Source organism: Streptomyces sp. NPDC053367 (genome assembly GCF_044545925.1).
GTDB lineage: Bacteria > Actinomycetota > Actinomycetes > Streptomycetales > Streptomycetaceae > Streptomyces.
The window spans coordinates 649,423-669,727 of the sequence record NZ_JBITYN010000001.1 but is presented as its reverse complement, the minus strand read 5'-3'; the positions used below and the strand labels follow the sequence as shown (position 1 = coordinate 669,727).

Genomic DNA, 20,305 nt, shown 5'->3' with positions numbered 1-20,305 from the left:
GTGCAGGTCACCCTCGACAACCCCGCGAGCGCCCCCCAGCCGCTCAGCCCCTACTACTCCCAGGTCGCCCGCGTCGAACACGCCGACGGCAGCGCGCTGTTGTTCGTCTCCGGGCAGATCGCGGAGGGCGACACCCTCGCCGAGCAGAGCGAGGGCGTCTTCCGCACCCTGGACGCCCTGCTCGGGGCGCACGGCGCGACCCTCGCCGACATCGTCAGCATCCGCACCTACCTCACCGACATCTCCCGGCTGGAGGAGTACGGCCGGGTCCGCCGCCGCCACCTCACCGGCACCCCGCCCACCAGCATGACCTTCGAGGTGCCCAAGCTGTTCCGGCCCGAGGCGCAGATCGAGGTGGAGGTGGTGGCGGCGGTCCCGGCTCAGCGGACCCCGAAGCCGTAGACCGTCTCCGAGCGGTACACCTCGCCCGGCCGCAGCACCGTGCCCGGGAACTCCGGCCGGTTGGGGGAATCGGGGAAGTGCTGGGTCTCCAGCGCGATGCCGTCGCCCGGCGCGAACGGGGCGGACAGATGGTCGGCCGTGTACAGCTGCAGTCCCGGCTCGGTCGTCGACACGGTCAGCACCCGCCCGGACTCCGGGTCGTACAGCTCGGCCACCTCGGCCGGCGCGTCCGTCACGCCCTTGTCCAGCACGAAGTTGTGGTCGTAGCCGGAGCCCGTCCTGCGGGCCGTACGGAAGTCGAAGCGGGTGCCGGTGACGTCCGCGAGCTCACCGGTCGGGATCAGGTCCGCGTCGACGGGAGTGAACCGGGAGGCGTCGATCCGCAGTTCATGGCCGCCCGCGGGTCCGGAGCCCGCCAGGTTGAAGTAGCTGTGGTTCGTCAGGTTCACCACCGTCGGCGCGTCCGTGACCGCCTCGTACGCGATCCGCAGGGCGCCGGACGCCGTGAGCGTGTACGTCGCCGACACCTCCAGCCGGCCCGGGAAGCCCTCCTCGCCGTCATCGCTGACCAGTTCGAGGCGGACGCCGTGCGCCACGGGCGTCATGTCCCACCCGCGCTTGTCGAAGCCGCGCCCGCCGCCGTGCAGCGAGTTGCCGCCGTCGTTGTGCTCCAGCGCGTACGCCACCCCGTCCAGCGTGAAGCGGCCGCCCGCGATCCGGTTCGCGTAGCGGCCCACCAGCGCCCCCAGGTACGGCCCCGGATGCGCCACGTACCCCTCCGGGTCCGCGAACCCCAGCACCACGTCCGTGAGGCGCCCCTCGCGGTCCGGTATCTCGACGGACTGGACGATTCCGCCGTACGACAGGACCCGCACCCGGACCCCCGCGCGCTCCAGGGTGCAGCGGCGCACGGGGATGCCGTCGGAAAGTGTCGCCAAGTGTTCGATCATGCGGGAAACCTTAAGTCAGGACTCCCGCGCGGTGACCGTCCGGTAGGCGATCTCGGCCAGCCGGGCCTGTCCGTCGACGCTCGGGTGGAACCAGTCCCACTGGCTGAGCTGTCCGGTGCCGAACCGGTACGCGTACACCGCGCCCCCGTCGAACCGGCAGCGCTCGTCGCGCCCGCACACCTCCCGCAATACCGCGTTGTAGTCCTCCACCCGCTTCTGCACCGTCGTCCGGCGCCGGTCGGCCGCCGCGTCCAGCGCGTCCGCGTCGGCCAGCATCGACGGGCATATCCCCAGCTTCCACACCTGCTTGCCCAGCACGTTCGTCCGGCCCTGCGACCACAGCCGCTTCAGGTCCGGCACGCTCGCCACATACACCTGCGCCCTGGGCAGCGCCCCGCGCAGGGTCCGCATCGCCTCCTCGAAGGAGGCCCGGAACGCGGACACCGGCGTCATCTCCTGCGGCGAGTCCCGGCAGGCGTCGTTGGCCCCCGCCATCACCGTGACCAACTCCGGGGAGCGGCGCACCGCCCGGGCCACCTGACCCGGCACGTCCGCCATCCGCGCGCCCGACCTCGCGTAGTTCCAGCTGCGCTCCGCCGCCCTCGCGCGCCCCAGCAGGCGTACGGCGAGACTGTCGACGTCCTCCCGGCTGCCGGTGGCCCAGGACGCCTCCGGGCAGTCCGAGAGGATCCCGCACGCGTCGAAGCCACGGGTGATCGAGTCGCCCACCGCCACGATCGAGTCGGGGCTGCGGTCCCACACCGGCGCCGGCCGCACCGCCCGCGACCGGCTCCCCGTCGGCGACGGCTCGTCGCCGCCCACCGCGTCACATCCCGCGACCCCCGCCACAGCCGCCGTCACGGCGGCCACCACAGCCGCGAAGACACGGTTCCGCATCCGCATGCCGATGATCCCCTCGGTCGTCCGGCACGGCCTCGTCCCCACAGAACTCCTCACCATGACAACGCGCGGGAGTTCCCGGATGCGCGCGCCGTGACGGTCCGCCCACGCACAGGCGTCCTGCCGAGTGAATGGTGTGTGTTTCCGGGCACCGGGACCGACGGTACGTCACACTCCTTGCCCCGCCGCACGGTAGCCTCGCCATCAGCGTGGCTGCCTGCCACCACCGCTCGGCCCGCCTGTCCCGCTCTGCCCGGAGGTCCCGGTGACGACACGTGGAGTTCTGTACGTGCACTCCGCTCCGCGCGCGCTGTGCCCGCACGTCGAGTGGGCCGTCGCCGGGGTGCTGGGCACCCGCGTCAACCTCGACTGGATCCGGCAGCCCGCCGCGCCCGGCACCTGGCGCTCGGAGTTCTCCTGGCAGGGCGAGGCCGGCACCGCCTCCAAGCTGGCCTCCGCGCTGCGCGGCTGGCACCTGCTGCGCTTCGAGGTGACCGCCGAGCCCTGCCCCACCGCCGAGGGCGAGCGCTACAGCTGCACCCCCGACCTCGGCATCTTCCACGCCGTCACCGGCATCCACGGCGACATCCTCATCCCCGAGGACCGCCTGCGCGCCGCCCTGCTGCGCAGCCAGCGCGGCGAGACCGACCTGGAGGCCGAACTCGCCAAGCTCCTGGGCAAGCCCTGGGACGACGAGCTGGAACCCTTCAGATACGCGGGCGAGGGCGCCCCGGTCCGCTGGCTGCACCAGGTGGTCTGAAACGCCTTGAGGGGCAGCCCCCCGGGGGGGGCGCGAGGAACTGCGCGAGCAGCGACCACGGCCGGCACCCGGCAACACGCGGACGGCACAACGGCGAATGGCGAATGGCGAATGGCCCGCCCCCCGAGGGGGACGGGCCACTTTCACAACCGACGGAGTCAGACCGTACGGAACGCCAGCACCACGTTGTGCCCACCGAACCCGAACGAATCGTTCAGCGCGGCGATCCGGCCCTCGACGGGCAGCTTACGAGCCTCACCGCGGACGACGTCGGCGTTGGCCTCGGCCTCCGGGTCCAGGTTCTCGACGTTGATGGTCGGCGGGGCGACCCGGTGGTACAGGGCGAGCACGGTCGCGACGCTCTCCACACCGCCGGCTCCGCCCAGCAGGTGACCGGTCATCGACTTCGTCGCGGAGACCGCGAAGTGGTCCGCGTGGTCGCCGAACACCTTCCGCAGCGCCTTCAGCTCGGCGATGTCACCGGCCGGCGTCGACGTCGCGTGCGCGTTGACGTGCACGATCTCCGCCGGGTCCAGGTCGGTGTTGGCGAGCAGGTTCTGCAGCGCGTGCGAGATGCCGCGGCCCTCGGGCTCGGGCTGCACGATGTCGTGCGCGTCGGCGGAGATGCCCTGCCCGACCGCCTCCGCGTACACGCGGGCACCGCGCTGGGCGGCGTGCTCGGCGGACTCCAGGACGATCACGCCGGCGCCCTCACCGAGGACGAAGCCGTCGCGGGCGACGTCGTAGGGACGCGAGGCGCCCTGCGGGTCGTCGTTGTTCTTGGACATCGCCATCATGTTGCCGAACGCGGCGATGGGCAGCGGGTGGATCGCCGCCTCGGTGCCGCCCGCGACGACGACGTCGGCGCGGCCGGTGCGGATCATCTCGATGGCGTAGCCGATCGCCTCGGCGCCGGACGCGCACGCGGAGACCGGCGTGTGCACACCCGCGCGGGCGCCCACGGCCAGACCGACGTTCGCCGACGGGCTGTTCGGCATGAGCATGGGGACGGTGTGCGGGGAGACGCGGCGTACGCCCTTCTCCTTGAGCACGTCGTACTGGTCGAGGAGCGTCGTCACGCCGCCGATGCCGGAGGCGATGACCGCGCCGAGGCGGTCGGGGTCGATGCTCCCGTCCTCGCCGGCCTTGCCGGTGAACCCGGCGTCCTTCCAGGCCTCCTGGGCCGCGACCAGCGCGAACTGCGCCGAGCGGTCGAGGCGGCGGGCCTGCGGACGGGGGATGATCTCGGTCGGCTCCACGGCGACCGGAGCGGCGATCTTGACGGCCTGCTCGGCCGCCCAGTCCTGCTCGAGGGGCTTGACGCCGGACTTGCCGGCCACCAGGCCCTCCCAGGTAGAGGCTGCGTCGCCACCCAGCGGTGTGGTTGCGCCGATACCGGTGACGACCACGGTGCGATTGGTCGGGCTCACGGGAATTCTTTCTCCAAGGAATGGGGATCAGCGGCGCCACCGCCGGGTGGCGGGGCAGTCAGCCCAGGGGGTTGATCGGTAGATCAGGCCTGGTGCTTGAGGATGTAGTCGGTGGCGTCACCGACGGTCTTCAGGTTCTTGACGTCGTCGTCCGGGATCTTGACGTCGAAGCGCTCTTCGGCGGCGACGACGACCTCGACCATGGACAGCGAGTCGACGTCCAGGTCGTCGGTGAACGACTTGTCCAGCTCGACGTCCTCGACCGGGATGCCGGCGATCTCGTTCACGATCTCGGCGAGACCGGCGACGATCTCTTCCTGAGTGGCGGCCATGTCGGCGCTCCTTCGTAGATGTATCCAAGGGGTGTGGCGACCTGCGCGGCGGCAGGTTCGCCTAGGGGAGGGTAACGACCGTGGCGGCGTACACGAGACCCGCCCCGAAGCCGATGACGAGTGCGGTGTCGCCGCTCTTCGCCTCCCCGGTCGCCAGGAGCCGCTCCATCGCGAGCGGGATCGAGGCGGCCGAGGTGTTGCCGGTGGTGCGGACGTCACGGGCGACCGTGACGGACTCCGGCAGTTTGAGGGTCTTCACCATCGAGTCGATGATCCGCTCGTTCGCCTGGTGCGGGATGAAGACGTCCAGTTCTTCCGGCGAGACCCCGGCGGCGTCCAGCGCCTCCTTGGCGACCTTCGCCATCTCGAACACGGCCCAGCGGAAGACCGCCTGGCCCTCCTGGGTGATGGCCGGGAACCTCTCGACGGTGCCGTCGCGGTAGTCCGTCCACGGCACGGTCTGCTTGATGGTCTCCGACTTGTCGCCCTCGCTGCCCCACACCGTGGGGCCGATCGCGGGCACGTCCGAGGGGCCGACGACGACCGCTCCGGCGCCGTCGCCGAACAGGAAGGCCGTCGCGCGGTCCTCCAGGTCGGTCAGGTCGCTGAGCCGCTCCACGCCGATGACGAGGACGTACTCCGCGGAACCCTCGACGATCATGCCCTTGGCGAGGGTGAGGCCGTAGCCGAAGCCCGCGCAGCCGGCCGAGATGTCGAAGGCGGCGGCCTTGGCCGTGCCGAGCTTGTCGGCGATCTCGGTGGCGACGGCCGGGGTCTGCTTGAAGTGCGAGACGGTCGAGACGACGACCGCGCCGATCCGCTCGGCGTCGACGCCGGCGTCGGCGAGGGCCTTGCCGGACGCCTCGACCGACATCGCGGCGACGGTCTCCTGGTCGTTCGCCCAGTGCCGGGTCTGGATGCCGGAACGCGAACGGATCCACTCGTCGGAGGAGTCGATCTTCTCGAGGATCACCTCGTTGGGGACGACCCGCGTCGGGCGGTAGCCGCCCACACCCAGGATGCGCGCGTACGGGGCACCCTTGGCGGGCTTGATCTTCGACATGTTCGGTCGGCTCCTTCGGGGACGGACGTCGGGCGGGCTCTAGGCGTGCTGTGCGATGAGCTCGCGGGCCGCGTCGAGGTCGTCGGGGGTCTTCAGCGCCAGCGTCTGCACGCCCGGCAGGGCCCGCTTCGCCAGACCGGTGAGCGTACCGCCGGGGCACACCTCGATCAGAGCACCGATCCCGAGCTCCTTGAAGGTCTCCATGCACAGGTCCCAGCGGACCGGGTTGGCGACCTGGCCGACGAGGCGGTCCAGGACCTCCGTGCCGGTGGCGACGGTCCGCCCGTCCTTGTTGGAGACGTAGGTGACCTTCGGGTCGGCCGGGGTGAGCTCCTCGGCGGCCTTGGCGAGGGTGTCGACCGCGGGGGCCATGTGGTGCGTGTGGAACGCGCCGGCGACCTTCAGCGGAACGATCTTGCGGACGCCCTCGGGCTTGTCCTCGGCCAGCGCGGCGAGCTGCTCCAGCGTGCCCGCGGCGACGATCTGGCCGGCGCCGTTGACGTTCGCCGGGGTCAGGCCCAGCTTCTCCAGGTGCGCGACGGACACCTCGGGGTCGCCGCCGAGCAGCGCCGACATGCCGGTCTCGGTGACGGCGGCGGCCTCGGCCATGGCCAGGCCCCGCTTGCGCACCAGGGTCAGCGCGGCGGTGTCGTCCAGGACGCCGGCGAAGGCGGCGGCGGTGATCTCACCGACGCTGTGGCCCGCGACCGCGCCGGGAGTGATGTCACCCAGTGCCGCGGCGGACAGCAGACCGGCAGCGACCAGCAGCGGCTGCGCCACGGCCGTGTCGCGGATCTCGTCCGCGTCGGCCTTGGTGCCGTAGTGGGCGAGGTCGAGGCCGATGGCGTCCGACCAGCCGGCCAGCCGGTCGGCGGCGCCGGGCAGTTCGAGCCAGGGGGTCAGGAAGCCGGGCGTCTGAGCGCCCTGGCCGGGAGCGACGAGTACGAACACTCTCACACTCTCTCTTGTCGGAGGGCATGCCCGCCCGTGGGGACTAGGACGAAGAACGCGAGGGGGTTTTGTAGTCCCTCGACAAAACGCTACGAGGGAAGATCGCCGTCGGCGAGACGTCCCAGGATCAGCGCGATTCGCAGCGTGAACGCGGAGCGTACATCGGACGGTGACCATCCGGTGACGTCAGTCACACGTCGGAGCCGGTAGCGCACGGTGTTCGGGTGAACGAAAAGCATCCGAGCGGCCCCCTCCAGGCTGCTCGCCTGCTCCAGATAGACACTCAGAGTCTCCAGGAGCGCCGATCCGGCCTCCTCCAACGGTCTGTAGATCTCCTCCACCAACTGCTCGCGGGCGCTCGGGTCTCCGGCCATCGCGCGCTCCGGCAGCAGATCGTCCGCCAGCACCGGACGCGGCGCGTCCTGCCAGGCGGAGCACGCCTTCAGCCCGGCCGCGGCGGCCTGCGCGGACCGGGTCGCCGCCAGCAGGTCGGGCACCACGGGCCCGGCCACCACGGGGCCCGCGGCATAGGGGCCGATCAGCGACTTGGCCACGGCCAGCGGGTTGTCGCTGCCGCCCGCGATGACGACCAGCCGGTTGCCGAGCACACCCGTGAGGACCTGCAGCTTGGCGTGCCGGGCCGCGCGCCTGATGGCCTCCACGGTCAGCTCGGAGTCCCCGTCGGGTGCCGTGCCCAGCACCACGCAGACGTGCTCCGGCGAGTTCCAGCCGAGCGCCGCGGCCCGGGAGACCGCGCCCTCGTCGGCCTCGCCGCTCAGCACGGCGTTCACCACGAGCGACTCCAGGCGGGCGTCCCAGGCACCGCGTGCCTCGGCGGCCTGGGCGTAGACCTGCGCGGTGGCGAAGGCGATCTCGCGGGCGTACACCAGCAGCGCCTCGCGCAGCACGCTCTCGTCACCGGGGGCGGCGACCTCGTCGATCGCGCTCTCCATGACCTCGATGGTGGTGCGCACCATCTCCACGGTCTGGCGCAGCGTGATCGCCCGGGTCAGCTCGCGCGGGGCGGTGCCGAAGACGTCCGTGGAGATCGCCTGCGGGGCGTCCGGGCGCCGGAACCACTCGGTGAACGCGGCGATGCCCGCCTGGGCGACGAGCCCGATCCAGGAACGGTTCTCCGGGGGCATCGCCCGGTACCACGGCAGCGTCTCGTCCATCCGCGCGATGGCCTGGGCGGCGAGGGAGCCGGAGGATTTCTCCAGCCGCTTCAGCGTCGCCGTGTGCGGATGGACGGGGCGCGCTGCGGCTCGGTCGGTACGGGCTTCGGGTTCGGGCACGGGGACAAGACTGCCTTATCCGGACGGGAGCATGCGCTACGGGGTCTACGGTGGGGGCTGTGATGGACGTACGGCGCGCCGCTGAGCGCTACCGCGGCGGGGAGCCGCAAGCCGGGATCGAGTCCTGGCACGCCTTCTCCTTCGGCCCGCACTACGACCCCGACAACCTCCGCTTCGGCGCGCTGATCGCCTGCAACGAGGAGCGGCTCGCCCCCGGCGCCGGCTTCGACGAGCATCCGCACAGCCACACCGAGCTGGTCACCTGGGTCGTCGAGGGCGAGCTGACGCACCGCGACTCCACCGGCCGCGAGACCCGGGTGCGCCCCGGCGACGTCCAGCGCCTCAGCTCGGCGGCCGGGGTGCGGCACGTCGAGCGCAACGACGGGGACACCCCGCTGACGTTCGTGCAGATGTGGCTGGCGCCCCGCGACCCCGGCGGCGACCCGGTGTACGAGATCGTGCGCGGCATCGCCGACTCCACGCCGTACGCGGTCCCGGAGGCCGGCGCGATCCTGCACGTCCGGCGGCTGACGGCGGGGGAGCGGACCGCGGTGCCGGACGCGGCGTACGTCTACGTCCACGCCGTACGCGGCGACGTGCGGCTCGGCGGCGCCGGGCTGGGGCCGGGCGACGCGGCGCGGATCACGGACGCGCGGGACCTGGAGCTGGCCGCGGGGGGCGACGGCGCCGAGGTCCTGGTGTGGGAGATGGCCGCCCATTCAAACGGCTGACCGGCACTCGAACGCCGTCACCGGCGGTGCATTCCCTGGCGCAGCTCCGCCAGGACGGCGTCCGTGAACGCCGGCCACGCCTCGATCGCCCAGGGCCCGAAGTCACGGTCCGTCAGCGCCACGCAGGCCGCCCGCGCGTCCGGGTCGATCCACAGGAACGTCCCGGACTGGCCGAAGTGACCGAAGGTGCGCGGCGAGGACGAGCCGCCCGTCCAGTGCGGGGACTTGCCGTCGCGGATCTCGAAGCCGAGGCCCCAGTCGTTGGGGCTCTGGTGCCCGTAGCCGGGCAGCACGCCCTTGGTGCCCGGGTACTGCACGGTCATCGCGTCGGCGACGGTGCGCGGGTCCAGCAGCCGGGGTGCCTGCACCTCGGCGGCGAACCGCAGCAGGTCCTCCACCGTCGACACGCCGTCCTTGGCGGGCGAGCCCTCCAGGGAGGTGCCCGTCATGCCCAGCGGCTCCAGCACCGCCTGGCGCAGATACTCGGCGAACGGGATGTCCGTCGCCTTGGCGACATGGTCGCCGAGCTGCTCGAACCCGGCGTTGGAGTACAGCCTGCGCTCGCCCGGCGCGGACATCACGCGGTGCTCGTCGAAGGCCAGCCCCGAGGTGTGCGCGAGCAGGTGCCGGACCGTCGCACCGGTGGGCCCGGCCGGCTCGTCCAGCTCGATCGCGCCCTCCTCGTAGGCGACCAGCGCGGCGTACGCCGTGAGCGGCTTGGTCACCGACGCCAGGGGGAAGGGCCGCCCGGCCGGGCCGTGGACGCCCAGGACCGTGCCGTCGGCGCGCACCACACCAGCCGCGGCGGTGGGGACGGGCCAGTTCTCGATCAGCGCGAGGCTCTTCAGCGACATGCCGTCGAGCCTAGGCCCTGTCACAGCTGCAGCCGCATCGAGGGGTCCGGCTTGCGGACGAAGCCCAGGGACGCGTACAGCGGCTCCGCCTCGGCGGACGCGTTCAGGTCGACCTGGGCCACGCCGCGCTCGCGGAACCAGGCCAGCAGTTCCTCCATGCACGCGCGCGCGTACCCGCGGCGCCGGGCGTTGGGGTCGGTGGCCACGCTGAAGACGTGTCCGACCCGCCCGTGCGGATTGTCCGCCCGCCCGATCCGGTACTCGACCGTCCCGGCCGCCAGCGCGGCCAGCGCCCCCGGCCGCTGCGGGTGGTCCACGACGAAGGCCACGAAGCCGTCCTCGGCCGCCGCCAGCCGCGCCCGCAGCGTCGGCAGGGACGCGGAGTGCCAGCCGGTGTCGCCGGACACCCCCGCGAACACGGAGTCGATCATCACCTGACGCAGCCGCAGCACCTCGGCGGCGTCCCCGGGCTCAGCACGTCGTACGAGACTCATGACGGCAACCTAACGGTGAAGATCGCGCCAAGTCCCCTGGTTCACCCATGGTTTCCGCTTGCTTGGAGCGCACTCCAAGGCCATACGTTGGGGGCATGACGGTGACGCAGACCCCGGCCATGACCACCGAAGGAGCTCCGCGGACCCCGGCGGACATCTGTGCCGCGCCGCCCCGCCGGCACCCCCGCCCGGACGGCGAGGACCGCTACACCATCAGCGAGGTCGCCGCCTTCACCGGGCTCACCGCGCACACCCTGCGCTGGTACGAGCGGATCGGCCTGATGTCCCACATCGACCGCTCGCACACCGGCCAGCGCCGCTACACCAACCGCGACCTGGACTGGCTCGACCTCGTCGGAAAGCTGCGGCTGACCGGCATGCCGGTCGCGGACATGGTGCGCTACGCCGAGCTGGTGCGCGAGGGCGAGTCCACCTACGACGAGCGGCGCGAGCTGCTGGAGTCCACCCGCCGGGACGTACTGGCCCGGATCGCCGAGCTGCACGACACCCTCGCCGTGCTGGACCGCAAGATCAGTGTGTACGGCGGCGGGGAATGCGTACGCCGGACGGAGCCGAGCCGCTGAACGACGAGCCGCCGGGCGGCGCCGGCGTCCCGGACCGCGGACCGGCCGGGGCGCCGCTCACAGCTCCGCCAGCAGCTCCGCCTTCTTCACGGAGAACTCCTCGTCCGTGACCAGCCCCGCCCGGTGCAGCTCTCCCAGGTGCCGGATCCTGTCGGCGATGTCGGCCGGGTCCCGCCGGGGCACGGCCGACACCGCGGCCACGGGCCCCTTGCCCCGCACGGCGGCCAGCACGGCCGCGGCGAACGGCAGCGACTCGTGCACCGGCCCGTAACCGAGCCCGAACACCACCGCCGCGGGGTCCTGGTCGGCCTGCGCCGGCTGCGGGCCCCCGGTCAGCAGCCGCAGATGCCCCTCGAACAGTTCCGGCGACCGCCACTCCACCCCGCTGAGGTCCTCGACGGCGAAACTCTGGTCCCCGGCCTTCCACTTCGCCGACGACGCCCCGGTCCAGAACCACCGGAAGTTCACCTGGGACCCGTCGAAGGACGCCTTCGCGTCGTACGCCTTGAACCGCAGCGGCACCTCGGGCGCCGTCACCAGGAACCGCTCGCAGGGCCCGGTGTCCGCGTCCAGGCCGGCCCGCAGCTCGTCGGCGTAGTACTCGGCGAGCACCTCGCGCTCGGCCGGCAGCACCAGCCGGTAGGGATCGCTGTGCTCCTTCAGCTGCCCGGCCGCGGCCTCCAGGAGCGGATCGGCGCCCGGCCGCAGCTCGGCGCGCAGCACCACGGTCCCCCGCTTGCCCGGCGTCAGCGACACGCCCTGCACCGCCGACAGCGGCACCCGGCGCTCCCGCAGCGCCTGGAACAGCTTGGGTGTCCGAATCCCCCGTTCGTAGCGGATGAGCACGGAGTCGGACTCGAACTCCCAGGCGGCATGAAATCCGGCCAGTACGTCACCCATGCGGCTCATCGTATGCGGCATGAGCTCCTCCGTCCCCTCCCCGCGCAAACCGCAGTTTCTGCGCCTCTACGCGCGTCCGACCGGCGTCGTGGCGGACAAACCCGCCCGGCATGTGCCCAGATCGTCGGCGCAGTCCACCGAGCGGTACGCGCCAGTGCCGATCTCGGCGAAGTTGCGCAGGCTGTCCGTGCCGGGCACGAAGTAGCCCGCGTGGCCCTCGGCGTCGCGTGCCGACAGCACCCGCGCGCCGAAGTCGGCGGAGACCGGGTCGGCTCCGTGGCCGAAGCCGCCGAGCTCCAGATGGGGCACGTCCCCGATCCAGTCGTCGGCGTCCCGCATGGCCCACACGCGCGCGGTCGTGCCGAGCCCGGAGGCCTTCTCGGCGCGCATCCCGGGGCTGCCGGCCACCGCGATGTCGGCCACCCGTGAGGGCAGCCGGTGCGCGGCGACCCCGCACACCACGGAGCCGTAGCTGTGGCAGAACAGCGACACGGGCGCCCGGCCGGGCAGAGCCCGCACCAGGGCGTCCAGCCGGACCGCGCCGCCCTCGGCGCGCAGCGCGGTGGCCGCGTCCATGCCGATGCCGCTGGGCGCGGTGTAGTCGGCCCAGGCGATGACGGCCGTGCGGGTGTCCGGGCGGACCTCGCGCTCGGCGTCGTACAGGGAGCGGGCCATGCCGACGGGGGCGGAGTGGTAGCGGTAGGTGCGCTGGAAGGTGAGCAGGTCGGTGTCGACACCGGGGACGATCACGGAGATCCGCTCGGCCTCGGTGAGGTCGCCGAACACCTCGGCGACCCGGCCCGAGCCCTCCGGGTCGAAGGCGAGGATGTGCCGCCCGGGCTCGGCGAGCGCCTCCAGCCGGTGCATACGGCGGCCCGCCTGCTGCTGTCCCGCGGGGCTGAGGCGGCTGTCGTGCATCCGGGCCAGCTCGACCCGGCGGGCCTGTCCGAGCGCGACGCGGTTGGCGCGGTAGCGCAGCTCGACGGGCGCGCCGTTCATGTTGCCGACGGCGAGCGGGTAGCGGTGGGCGAGCGCCGTCTGCTGCCGGCCGGTCAGCGTGGCGAAGAAGCGGGCGAGCCGGGCGGGGGAGGCGTCCGGGTCGGGCAGCCGGCGGCCGGCGATGCTGCCGTCCTCCCAGGCGGAACGGGAGGCCTGCAGTTCTGTCACCGTGCGGTGGCCGTGCAGCGTGGTCCAGCCGGTGGTCGCCAGCATCACGAACACCACGGCCAGCGCGAGCAGCATGCGCCAGACGTTGAGTTGCGGGGAGGTGTCGAAGGAAGTCACTGGGAGGACACACTAGGAGAACGAGACGGTCTCGCGTGAACCGAGTGACACGGATCACGTTTGACGGATGGCGTCCCGATCTCAGGATGCGCGCCAGCTCTCCGCGAGCGCCGGCCCCACCTGATCGAGGTACACCGCGGTCAGCTCGCGGATCGCCTCCAGGTTGAGGTCCTCCCGCGCGCTCCACTGCCGCTCGGTGACCCGCATCACCGCGCCGAACACCGCCACCGCCACCCGTGGCCGCGGGTCGGCGTCCACGTCGAGCCCCTCGCGCTCGGCGATCAGCCGCGCGAAGCGCTCCTCGGTCTCGGCGGACCGCCGCAGATGCGCGGCGAGCAGCACCGGCGTCGACTCCACGACCCGGTACATCCGCAGGTAGAGGTCGACCGGTACGACGGACTCGATGACCCCGTTGATGGTGTCCCAGCCCTCCAGGACGGCCCGGCGCAGCGCCTCGAGCGGCGGCTCGTGCGGCGGACGGGCGCGGACGGCCTCGTAGAAGTGCTCCTCGGTGAGCCGCTGGACCGCGAGGGCGGCGTCCTCCTTGCCGGCGAAGTAGCGGAAGAAGGTGCGCTGGGAGACGTCGACGGCCTCGGCGATCTCGTCGACGGTGGTGCGGTCGTACCCCTGGGCGGTGAACAGCTCGAACGCGGCCCGCACCAGTGCGTCCCGGGTGCGCTGCTTCTTGCGCTCGCGCAGTGTTTCCATGGATGTCAGTTAGTGACGACTGAATTGCTTTGTCAAATGTCAGAGGCTGTCACTAGCCTCGACGACATGACTAGTCAGACCACCATCGACAAGACGGGGCCGGGGGACGGATCGCCACTCACCCCGTCGGGACCGGCCTCCGCCTCGGGCCTGCGCGGGCACCCGTGGTTCACCCTCCTCACCGTCGCCGTCGGCGTCATGATGGTGGCCCTGGACGGCACCATCGTGGCCATCGCCAACCCGGCGATCGGCGCGGACCTGAAGGCGAACCGCGCGGACCTGCAGTGGATCACCAACGGCTACTTCCTCGCCCTCGCCGTCACCCTGATCACCGCCGGCAAGCTCGGTGACCGCTTCGGCCACCGCCAAACCTTCCTCATAGGCGTGGTCGGCTTCGCGGCCGCCTCGGGCGCGATCGGTCTGTCCTCCTCGATCGGCGCGGTCATCGCCTTCCGCGTCCTGCAGGGCCTGTTCGGCGCGCTGCTGATGCCGGCCGCGCTGGGCCTGCTGCGGGCCGCCTTCCCGGCCGAGAAGCTCAACATGGCCATCGGCATCTGGGGCATGGTCATCGGCGCCTCCACCGCGGGCGGCCCGGTCCTCGGCGGCGTGCTCGTGGAGAACGTCAGCTGGCAGTCGGTGTTCTTCATCAACGTGCCCGTCGGCGTCCTCGCGCTCGTCCTCGGCGTGCTGATCCTGCTCGACCACCGCGCCGAGAACGCCCCGCGCTCCTTCGACCTGCTCGGCATCACCCTGCTGTCGGCCGCCATGTTCTGCCTGGTCTGGGCCGTGATCAAGGCCCCCGAGTGGGGCTGGGGCGACGGCCGGACGTGGTCGTTCATCGGCGTGTCCCTGCTCGGCTTCGCGCTGTTCGCGTTCTGGGAGCTGCGCGTGCGTGAGCCGCTGATCCCGCTGACGCTGTTCCGCTCGGTGGCGCTGTCCGCCGGTGTGGTCCTCATGGTCCTGATGGCCATCGCGTTCATGGGCGGCCTGTTCTTCGTGACGTTCTACCTCCAGAACGTGCACGGCATGGGCGCCATCGACGCGGGCCTGCACCTGCTGCCGCTCACCGGCATGATGATCGTCGGCTCCCCGCTCGCGGGCGCCCTCATCACCAAGCTCGGCCCGCGGGTGCCGCTCGCGGGCGGCATGGCCGTCACCGCCGTCGCCATGTACGGCATGTCCACCCTGGAGGCGGACACCGGCAGCGGCGTGATGTCCGTCTGGTTCGCCCTCCTCGGCCTCGGCCTCGCGCCGGTCATGGTCGGCGCCACCGAGGTCATCGTCGGCAACGCCCCCATGGAGCTGTCCGGTGTGGCCGGCGGTCTCCAGCAGGCGGCCATGCAGATCGGCGGCAGCCTCGGTACGGCCGTCCTGGGCGCCGTCATGGCCTCCAAGGTCGACAGCGAGCTCGCCGGCAACTGGGCCGACGCGGGTCTGCCGCCGCTCGCCCCCGAGCAGCTCGACCAGGCCTCCGAGGCCGTCCAGCTGGGCGTCGCCCCGATCACGCCGGGCACCCCCGAGCAGCTCGTCACCAAGATCACGGACGTCGCCCACGACACCTTCATCTCGGGCATGAGCCTGGCGTCCCTGGTCGCCGCCGGCGTCGCGGCCGTCGCGGTCCTCGTCGCCCTGCTCACCAAGAGGGGCGCGAACGCGGAGGCGGGCGCGGGAGCGGCCCACATCTGACGACACCCACGCGACGGCATTTCCCCTATCAGGGTGAGAGTGCTAAAGCTCCCTCCTCCTCGGCACGCGCCGCAGGTGACAGTGGGACACATGCGGCGCGCTGCAGGAGGGGGGCAGCGTGCCGCAAAAGGCGTGAATGAACCGCGCTACAGGGGTACCCGCCCGGCATCGGAGCACAACCGACCAGCAGGTCCAGGGAGTTGACGATGGCGAGCTTCGGAAACCGAACGCACGGGTACCCCCGCTCACGCGGCCGGACGTGGCAGCGGACCGGGCCGGACCGTGCGTCGCTCGCCATCACCGGAGCCATCTGCGCCGTGGCCGGCTTCTTCGTCCTGGGAATCCTCCTGGGCCCGGCGGCCATGGCCTTCGGCTGGCTCTCCCTGGACCGCTCCCGGAGGTCGCCCCGTAAGGTGCCGACCCTGATCGCACTGGTCCTGGGCACGATCGACACGGTGCTGGCTCTGGTGTGGCTCTTCTAGGGGCGCGGGGAACCGCGCGAGAAGCGGGAAGCACCCGCAGCCGCCACCCCCGCAGCCGCCACTAGACGGAACCCCGTTCCTCGGCAGGCGCGTTCACAGCGACCGCCCGGGACAGCGAAGCGACCTCGGCCCGAAGCGCCCGGACCTCCTCGGTCAGCGCCGCGATGGCCGCGGTCTGCCGCCGCTCCTCCGCGTCGTCCATCTCGAACCGCGCGATGAACCACGCGGCGATGTTCGCGGTGACCACACCCAGCAACGCGATCCCGGACAGCATCAGCCCCACGGCGAGGACGCGCCCCAGTCCGGTCGTCGGCGCGTGATCGCCGTATCCGACGGTCGTCATCGTGGTGAACGACCACCACACCGCGTCACCCAGTGTCCGGATGTTCCCGTTCGGCGCCTCGCGCTCGACCGACAGCACGGCGAGCGAGCCGAACATCAGCAGCCCGACCACGGCGCCGGCGACATACGTCGTCAGCCGGATCTGGGAGGCCATCCGGGCCCGCTTCCCGACCAGCAGCAGCGTCGAGACCACCCGCAGCAGGGCCAGCGGCCGCAGCAACGGCAGTACGACGGCGCACAGGTCGAGCCAGTGCCGGCGGATGAACTCCCACCGCCGGGGCGCCAGCGCCAGCCGGACCAGGTAGTCCAGGGCGAACGCACCCCACACCACCCACTCGGTCATCACGCACACGCGGGTGAGCTTGTGTCCCGCCGAGTAGTCCACGATCGGCACCGCGTAGGCGAGCGCGAAGACGACGGCGAGCGCCAGCAAGGGCCGTTGGGTGTACTGCTCCCAACGGCCCTGTGCGGTTTCGTCCTTCATGCACGCAATCGTAGGTCCGGGTGCCTACGCGTCCCCGCCCGCGGCCCCGGGGTCGGCGGCGGAGACGTCGAGCAGCTGGTACCGGTCGACGGCCTGCTTCAGCACCGACCGGTCGACCTTGCCCTCGCGCGCCAGCTCGGTGAGCACCGCCACCACGATCGACTGCGCGTCGATGTGGAAGAACCGCCGCGCGGCACCGCGCGTGTCGGCGAAGCCGAACCCGTCGGCGCCCAGGGACTGGTACGGCCCCGGCACCCAGCGCGCGATCTGGTCGGGAACCGACCGCATCCAGTCGGAGACGGCCACGAACGGCCCCTGCGCCCCGGTGAGCTTGCGCGTCACGTACGGCACCCGCTGCTCCTCCTCCGGGTGCAGCAGGTTGTGCTCCTCGCACTCCACGGCGTCGCGCCGCAGCTCGTTCCAGGAGGTCGCCGACCAGACGTCGGCGCGTACGTTCCACTCCTCGGCGAGGATCTTCTGCGCCTCCACCGCCCACGGCACGGCGACACCGGAGGCCAGGATCTGCGCCGGGATCACCCCGCCCGTGCCCTCGCTGAAGCGGTGGACGCCCTTGAGGATGCCCTCGACGTCGACGTTCTCGGGCTCGGCGGGGTGCTGGATGGGCTCGTTGTAGACGGTGAGGTAGTAGAAGACGTCCTCGCCGTGCGGGTGCTCCTCGCTGCCGCCGTACATCCGGCGCAGGCCGTCCTTGACGATGTGCGCGATCTCGAATCCGAAGGCGGGGTCGTACGCGACACAGCCCGGGTTGGTCGAGGCGAGCAGCTGGGAGTGGCCGTCGGCGTGCTGGAGGCCCTCACCGGTCAGGGTCGTGCGGCCGGCGGTCGCGCCCAGGACGAAACCACGCGCCAGCTGGTCGGACATCTGCCAGAACTGGTCGCCGGTGCGCTGGAAACCGAACATCGAGTAGAAGACGTACACCGGGATCAGCGGCTCGCCGTGCGTGGCGTACGCCGAGCCGGCCGCGATCAGCGACGCGGTGCAGCCCGCCTCGGAGATGCCGTCGTGCAGCATCTGACCGGTCGGGGACTCCTTGTAGGCGAGGAGCAGCTCGCGGTCCACGGACTCGTACTGCTGGCCGAGCGGGTTGTAGATCTTCGCGCTCGGGAAGAACGAGTCCATGCCGAACGTGCGGTACTCGTCCGGCGCGATCAGCACGAACCGCTTGCCGAGCTCCTTGTCCCGCATGAGGTCCTTCAGGAGCCGGACAAAGGCCATGGTCGTCGCGATGGACTGCTGGCCCGAGCCCTTCTTCACGGTCGCGTACGTCTTGTCGTCCGGCAGCGGGAGCGGCTTCGAGCGCACCACGCGCGTGGGGACGTACCCGCCGAGGCTCTTGCGGCGGTCGTGCATGTACTGGATCTCCTCGGAGTCCCGGCCGGGGTGGTAGTACGGCGGGAGCCCGCCCTCCAGGTCCTTGTCGGAGATCGGCAGGTGCAGCCGGTCGCGGAAGCGCTTGAGGTCGTCGACCGTCAGCTTCTTCATCTGGTGCGTGGCGTTGCGGCCCTCGAAGTTCGGGCCCAGCGTCCAGCCCTTGATCGTCTTGGCGAGGATGACCGTCGGCTGGCCCTTGTGCGCCTTGGCCGCGGAGAACGCCGCGAAGATCTTCTTGTGGTCGTGACCGCCGCGGCCCAGGTGCAGGATCTGGTCGTCGGTCATGCTCTCGACCATCGCGCGCAGCCGGTGGTCGTCACCGAAGAAGTGCTCGCGGATGTACGCGCCGGACTCGGTGGCGTAGGTCTGGAACTGCCCGTCCGGGGTGGTGTTCATCTTGTTGACCAGGATGCCGTCGCGGTCCTGGGCGAGCAGCGGGTCCCAGGTGCGGTCCCAGATGAGCTTGATCACGTTCCAGCCGGCGCCGCGGAACACCGACTCCAGTTCCTGGATGACCTTGCCGTTGCCGCGGACCGGGCCGTCCAGGCGCTGGAGGTTGCAGTTGACGACGAAGGTGAGGTTGTCCAGGCCCTCGCGCGCGGCGATGGTCAGCTGGCCCAGCGACTCGGGCTCGTCCATCTCGCCGTCGCCGAGGAACGCCCACACGTGCGACCCGGAGGTGTCGGCGATCCCGCGCGCGTGCATGTAGCGGTTCATCCGAGCCTGGTAGATCGCGCCGATCGGGCCGAGACCCATCGACACGGTCGGGAACTCCCAGAAGTCCGGCATCAGCCGCGGGTGCGGGTAGGAGGACAGCCCGTACGGCGCCCTGGACTTCTCCTGGCGGAACGCGTCAAGGTTCTGCTCGCCGAGCCGGTCCAGCAGGTACGCGCGCGCGTAGATGCCCGGGGAGGCGTGGCCCTGGAAGAAGACCTGGTCGCCGCCGTCGCCCTCGTCCTTGCCGCGGAAGAAGTGGTTGAAGCCGACGTCGTAGAGGGACGCGGAGGACGCGAAGGTGGCGATGTGGCCGCCGACGCCGATGCCGGGGCGCTGGGCGCGCGAGACCATCACGGCCGCGTTCCAGCGGGTGGCGTTGAGGATGCGGCGCTCGATCTCCTCGTTGCCGGGGAAGAACGGCTCGTCCTTGGTCGCGATGGTGTTGACGTAGTCCGTGCTGCGCATCTCGGGCACGGCCACGCGCTTCTCGCGGGCCCGCTCGATCAGGCGCAGCATGAGATAGCGGGCCCGCTCCCGCCCGCGCTCGTCGATGGCGGCGTCCAGGGAGTCGAGCCACTCCTGGGTTTCCTCGGGGTCGAAGTCAGGAACCTGACTGGGAAGGCCGCCAATGATGATCGGATTGCGATCGGATCCGGGAGCCACGCTGTTCCTTACCTGTCGGAGGGCCGTACTGCTGGGAGCTTCGCAAGGACTTCTCAAGGGTCTGCCGTCTGCCTGCACCGCTCCCCATCGTGTACCTCGGGGCGGCAAACGTCATCTCCGCCGTCGTCTCTACCGAGAGGTAACCAGAAGGAGCCGACAGACCCGGCATCTCGGTGCAACCACGTTCGAGTCTCGTACCCAGAGATGGTTCCCAAACGCCCAAACGGGGCAGAAAGGTGTGGTGTGCGTCACCTTCCGTCGGAAGGGCGTGCCTGGAGTTGCGGTGACAGCGCCAGGATCGTCACCGTTTCGGCGGTCTGGACGGCCGGGTACTTGCGCGATCCGCCCCGCCCGTGTGGACTACGGCCAATGCTTCGCGCACGCGCGTGGCTGAGATATTTCCCAAGACATGATCAGGAGGCACCCCGTGAGCGCGACCGCGGACCACGCGGAGGAGCGGACGAGCCCTGCCGTCAGGCTGGGGTTCCAGCCCGGGCAGGTGGTCCAGGAGATCGGCTACGACGACGACGTCGACCAGGAGCTCCGCGAGTCCATCGAGGAAGTCATCGGCAGCGACCTGGTGGACGAGGACTACGACGACGTGGCCGACGCCGCGGTGCTCTGGTTCCGCGATGACGACGGCGACCTGACGGATGCGCTGGTGGATGCCACCACGTACATCGAAGAAGGCGGCGCGATCCTGCTCCTCACCCCGAAGACCGGGCGTGCGGGCTATGTGGAGCCGAGCGACATCTCGGAAGCCGCGACGACGGCGGGGCTCTCGGCCTCCAAGAGCGTCAGCGTGGGCAAGGACTGGAGCGGCAGCCGGCTGGTGACGCCCAAGGCGGCCAAGTCGAAGAAGTGAAGTGACCCGGGCCGTCCCGAGGACCCTGCCCCGGAC

21 protein-coding genes are annotated in these 20,305 nt (G+C 71.4%); 7 read left to right on the top strand and 14 right to left on the bottom strand.

Annotated features, from left to right (window positions below):
* Positions 1-402 (top strand): RidA family protein, encoded by a 402-nt coding sequence (locus ACIGXJ_RS03105; protein WP_399640872.1) that lies wholly within the window; start codon positions 1-3, stop codon positions 400-402.
* On the opposite strand, the gene ACIGXJ_RS03100 is transcribed toward ACIGXJ_RS03105, so the two are convergent.
* Together ACIGXJ_RS03100 and ACIGXJ_RS03095 are read right to left on the bottom strand one after the other, a co-directional pair.
* Positions 381-1,352 carry an aldose epimerase family protein gene (locus ACIGXJ_RS03100; RefSeq protein ID WP_399640869.1) on the bottom strand — a complete coding sequence of 324 codons (972 nt, stop codon included), beginning with the start codon at positions 1,350-1,352 and terminating at the stop codon, positions 381-383. The genes ACIGXJ_RS03105 and ACIGXJ_RS03100 overlap by 22 nt on opposite strands.
* A 15-nt stretch (positions 1,353-1,367) precedes the next feature.
* On the bottom strand, positions 1,368-2,255 hold the full coding sequence (locus ACIGXJ_RS03095; protein WP_399640865.1) for an SGNH/GDSL hydrolase family protein: 888 nt from the start codon (positions 2,253-2,255) through the stop codon (positions 1,368-1,370).
* 262 nt (positions 2,256-2,517) lie between these two features.
* Between ACIGXJ_RS03095 and ACIGXJ_RS03090 the strand changes: the two genes are divergently transcribed.
* Positions 2,518-3,012, top strand: coding sequence for a DUF3145 domain-containing protein (locus tag ACIGXJ_RS03090; RefSeq protein ID WP_399640862.1), 495 nt, complete (start codon positions 2,518-2,520; stop codon positions 3,010-3,012).
* Between the two features lie 158 nt (positions 3,013-3,170).
* On the opposite strand, the gene fabF is transcribed toward ACIGXJ_RS03090, so the two are convergent.
* From fabF to fasR, 5 genes are all read right to left on the bottom strand, one after another.
* Complete coding sequence (gene fabF, locus ACIGXJ_RS03085) at positions 3,171-4,442, bottom strand: beta-ketoacyl-ACP synthase II (RefSeq protein ID WP_399640859.1); 1,272 nt, start codon at positions 4,440-4,442, stop codon at positions 3,171-3,173.
* Positions 4,443-4,525: 83 nt separating this feature from the next.
* Positions 4,526-4,774, bottom strand: a complete 249-nt coding sequence (locus tag ACIGXJ_RS03080) for an acyl carrier protein (RefSeq protein ID WP_399640857.1) — start codon at positions 4,772-4,774, stop codon at positions 4,526-4,528.
* A gap of 61 nt (positions 4,775-4,835) precedes the next feature.
* Positions 4,836-5,837, bottom strand: a complete 1,002-nt coding sequence (locus tag ACIGXJ_RS03075; RefSeq protein ID WP_399640855.1) for a ketoacyl-ACP synthase III — start codon at positions 5,835-5,837, stop codon at positions 4,836-4,838.
* A 39-nt stretch (positions 5,838-5,876) separates the two neighbouring features.
* Positions 5,877-6,788 carry an ACP S-malonyltransferase gene (locus ACIGXJ_RS03070; protein WP_399640851.1) on the bottom strand — a complete coding sequence of 304 codons (912 nt, stop codon included), beginning with the start codon at positions 6,786-6,788 and terminating at the stop codon, positions 5,877-5,879.
* Positions 6,789-6,877: 89 nt separating this feature from the next.
* Positions 6,878-8,083 carry a fatty acid biosynthesis transcriptional regulator FasR gene (fasR, locus tag ACIGXJ_RS03065; protein ID WP_399640849.1) on the bottom strand — a complete coding sequence of 402 codons (1,206 nt, stop codon included), beginning with the start codon at positions 8,081-8,083 and terminating at the stop codon, positions 6,878-6,880.
* 62 nt (positions 8,084-8,145) lie between these two features.
* Between fasR and ACIGXJ_RS03060 the strand changes: the two genes are divergently transcribed.
* Positions 8,146-8,814 carry a pirin family protein gene (locus ACIGXJ_RS03060; RefSeq protein WP_399640847.1) on the top strand — a complete coding sequence of 223 codons (669 nt, stop codon included), beginning with the start codon at positions 8,146-8,148 and terminating at the stop codon, positions 8,812-8,814.
* A 17-nt stretch (positions 8,815-8,831) separates the two neighbouring features.
* Here ACIGXJ_RS03060 and ACIGXJ_RS03055 read toward each other — a convergent pair whose 3' ends face one another.
* Complete coding sequence (locus ACIGXJ_RS03055) at positions 8,832-9,668, bottom strand: serine hydrolase domain-containing protein (RefSeq protein ID WP_399640845.1); 837 nt, start codon at positions 9,666-9,668, stop codon at positions 8,832-8,834.
* A gap of 20 nt (positions 9,669-9,688) precedes the next feature.
* Positions 9,689-10,162, bottom strand: a complete 474-nt coding sequence (locus ACIGXJ_RS03050) for a GNAT family N-acetyltransferase (RefSeq protein WP_399640843.1) — start codon at positions 10,160-10,162, stop codon at positions 9,689-9,691.
* A 95-nt stretch (positions 10,163-10,257) separates the two neighbouring features.
* Between ACIGXJ_RS03050 and ACIGXJ_RS03045 the strand changes: the two genes are divergently transcribed.
* Complete coding sequence (locus ACIGXJ_RS03045; RefSeq protein ID WP_399640840.1) at positions 10,258-10,746, top strand: MerR family transcriptional regulator; 489 nt, start codon at positions 10,258-10,260, stop codon at positions 10,744-10,746.
* A gap of 57 nt (positions 10,747-10,803) precedes the next feature.
* Here ACIGXJ_RS03045 and ACIGXJ_RS03040 read toward each other — a convergent pair whose 3' ends face one another.
* From ACIGXJ_RS03040 to ACIGXJ_RS03030, 3 genes are all read right to left on the bottom strand, one after another.
* Positions 10,804-11,655: a DUF4429 domain-containing protein gene (locus ACIGXJ_RS03040; protein ID WP_399642132.1), complete on the bottom strand. Its 852-nt coding sequence runs from the start codon at positions 11,653-11,655 to the stop codon at positions 10,804-10,806.
* A gap of 57 nt (positions 11,656-11,712) precedes the next feature.
* The gene (locus tag ACIGXJ_RS03035; RefSeq protein WP_399640837.1) at positions 11,713-12,930 is read right to left on the bottom strand and encodes an alpha/beta hydrolase; all 1,218 of its coding nucleotides are present in this window, start codon (positions 12,928-12,930) and stop codon (positions 11,713-11,715) included.
* An 81-nt stretch (positions 12,931-13,011) separates the two neighbouring features.
* Entirely contained in the window at positions 13,012-13,638 is a 627-nt protein-coding gene (locus ACIGXJ_RS03030; protein WP_399640834.1) for a TetR family transcriptional regulator, read from the bottom strand.
* A gap of 66 nt (positions 13,639-13,704) precedes the next feature.
* On the opposite strand from ACIGXJ_RS03030, the gene ACIGXJ_RS03025 reads away from it, so the two are divergent.
* A complete protein-coding gene (locus ACIGXJ_RS03025; RefSeq protein ID WP_399640832.1) occupies positions 13,705-15,324 on the top strand; it encodes an MFS transporter in 1,620 nt (539 codons plus the stop codon).
* A 206-nt stretch (positions 15,325-15,530) separates the two neighbouring features.
* Positions 15,531-15,806: a small hydrophobic protein gene (locus tag ACIGXJ_RS03020; RefSeq protein WP_399640830.1), complete on the top strand. Its 276-nt coding sequence runs from the start codon at positions 15,531-15,533 to the stop codon at positions 15,804-15,806.
* Between the two features lie 61 nt (positions 15,807-15,867).
* Here the strand turns inward: ACIGXJ_RS03020 and ACIGXJ_RS03015 are convergent, their stop codons facing one another.
* Positions 15,868-16,632, bottom strand: coding sequence for a potassium channel family protein (locus tag ACIGXJ_RS03015; RefSeq protein WP_399640828.1), 765 nt, complete (start codon positions 16,630-16,632; stop codon positions 15,868-15,870).
* Positions 16,633-16,656: 24 nt separating this feature from the next.
* Entirely contained in the window at positions 16,657-19,404 is a 2,748-nt protein-coding gene (aceE, locus tag ACIGXJ_RS03010; protein ID WP_399640826.1) for a pyruvate dehydrogenase (acetyl-transferring), homodimeric type, read from the bottom strand.
* Between the two features lie 427 nt (positions 19,405-19,831).
* On the opposite strand from aceE, the gene ACIGXJ_RS03005 reads away from it, so the two are divergent.
* Positions 19,832-20,269: a DUF3052 domain-containing protein gene (locus tag ACIGXJ_RS03005; RefSeq protein ID WP_399640824.1), complete on the top strand. Its 438-nt coding sequence runs from the start codon at positions 19,832-19,834 to the stop codon at positions 20,267-20,269.
* Positions 20,270-20,305 lie beyond the last annotated feature (36 nt).

Excerpts from the sequence above, each read along its gene's own strand:
- ACIGXJ_RS03100 (WP_399640869.1), bottom strand. The coding sequence starts at position 1,352 with ATGATCGAACACTTGGCGACACTTTCCGACGGCATCCCCGTGCGCCGC.
- ACIGXJ_RS03095 (WP_399640865.1), bottom strand. The coding sequence starts at position 2,255 with ATGCGGATGCGGAACCGTGTCTTCGCGGCTGTGGTGGCCGCCGTGACG.
- ACIGXJ_RS03080 (WP_399640857.1), bottom strand. The coding sequence starts at position 4,774 with ATGGCCGCCACTCAGGAAGAGATCGTCGCCGGTCTCGCCGAGATCGTG.
- ACIGXJ_RS03075 (WP_399640855.1), bottom strand. The coding sequence starts at position 5,837 with ATGTCGAAGATCAAGCCCGCCAAGGGTGCCCCGTACGCGCGCATCCTG.
- ACIGXJ_RS03060 (WP_399640847.1), top strand. The coding sequence starts at position 8,146 with ATGGACGTACGGCGCGCCGCTGAGCGCTACCGCGGCGGGGAGCCGCAA.
- ACIGXJ_RS03055 (WP_399640845.1), bottom strand. The coding sequence starts at position 9,668 with ATGTCGCTGAAGAGCCTCGCGCTGATCGAGAACTGGCCCGTCCCCACC.
- ACIGXJ_RS03050 (WP_399640843.1), bottom strand. The coding sequence starts at position 10,162 with ATGAGTCTCGTACGACGTGCTGAGCCCGGGGACGCCGCCGAGGTGCTG.
- ACIGXJ_RS03045 (WP_399640840.1), top strand. The coding sequence starts at position 10,258 with ATGACGGTGACGCAGACCCCGGCCATGACCACCGAAGGAGCTCCGCGG.
- ACIGXJ_RS03040 (WP_399642132.1), bottom strand. The coding sequence starts at position 11,655 with ATGAGCCGCATGGGTGACGTACTGGCCGGATTTCATGCCGCCTGGGAG.
- ACIGXJ_RS03030 (WP_399640834.1), bottom strand. The coding sequence starts at position 13,638 with ATGGAAACACTGCGCGAGCGCAAGAAGCAGCGCACCCGGGACGCACTG.
- ACIGXJ_RS03025 (WP_399640832.1), top strand. The coding sequence starts at position 13,705 with ATGACTAGTCAGACCACCATCGACAAGACGGGGCCGGGGGACGGATCG.
- ACIGXJ_RS03020 (WP_399640830.1), top strand. The coding sequence starts at position 15,531 with ATGGCGAGCTTCGGAAACCGAACGCACGGGTACCCCCGCTCACGCGGC.
- ACIGXJ_RS03015 (WP_399640828.1), bottom strand. The coding sequence starts at position 16,632 with ATGAAGGACGAAACCGCACAGGGCCGTTGGGAGCAGTACACCCAACGG.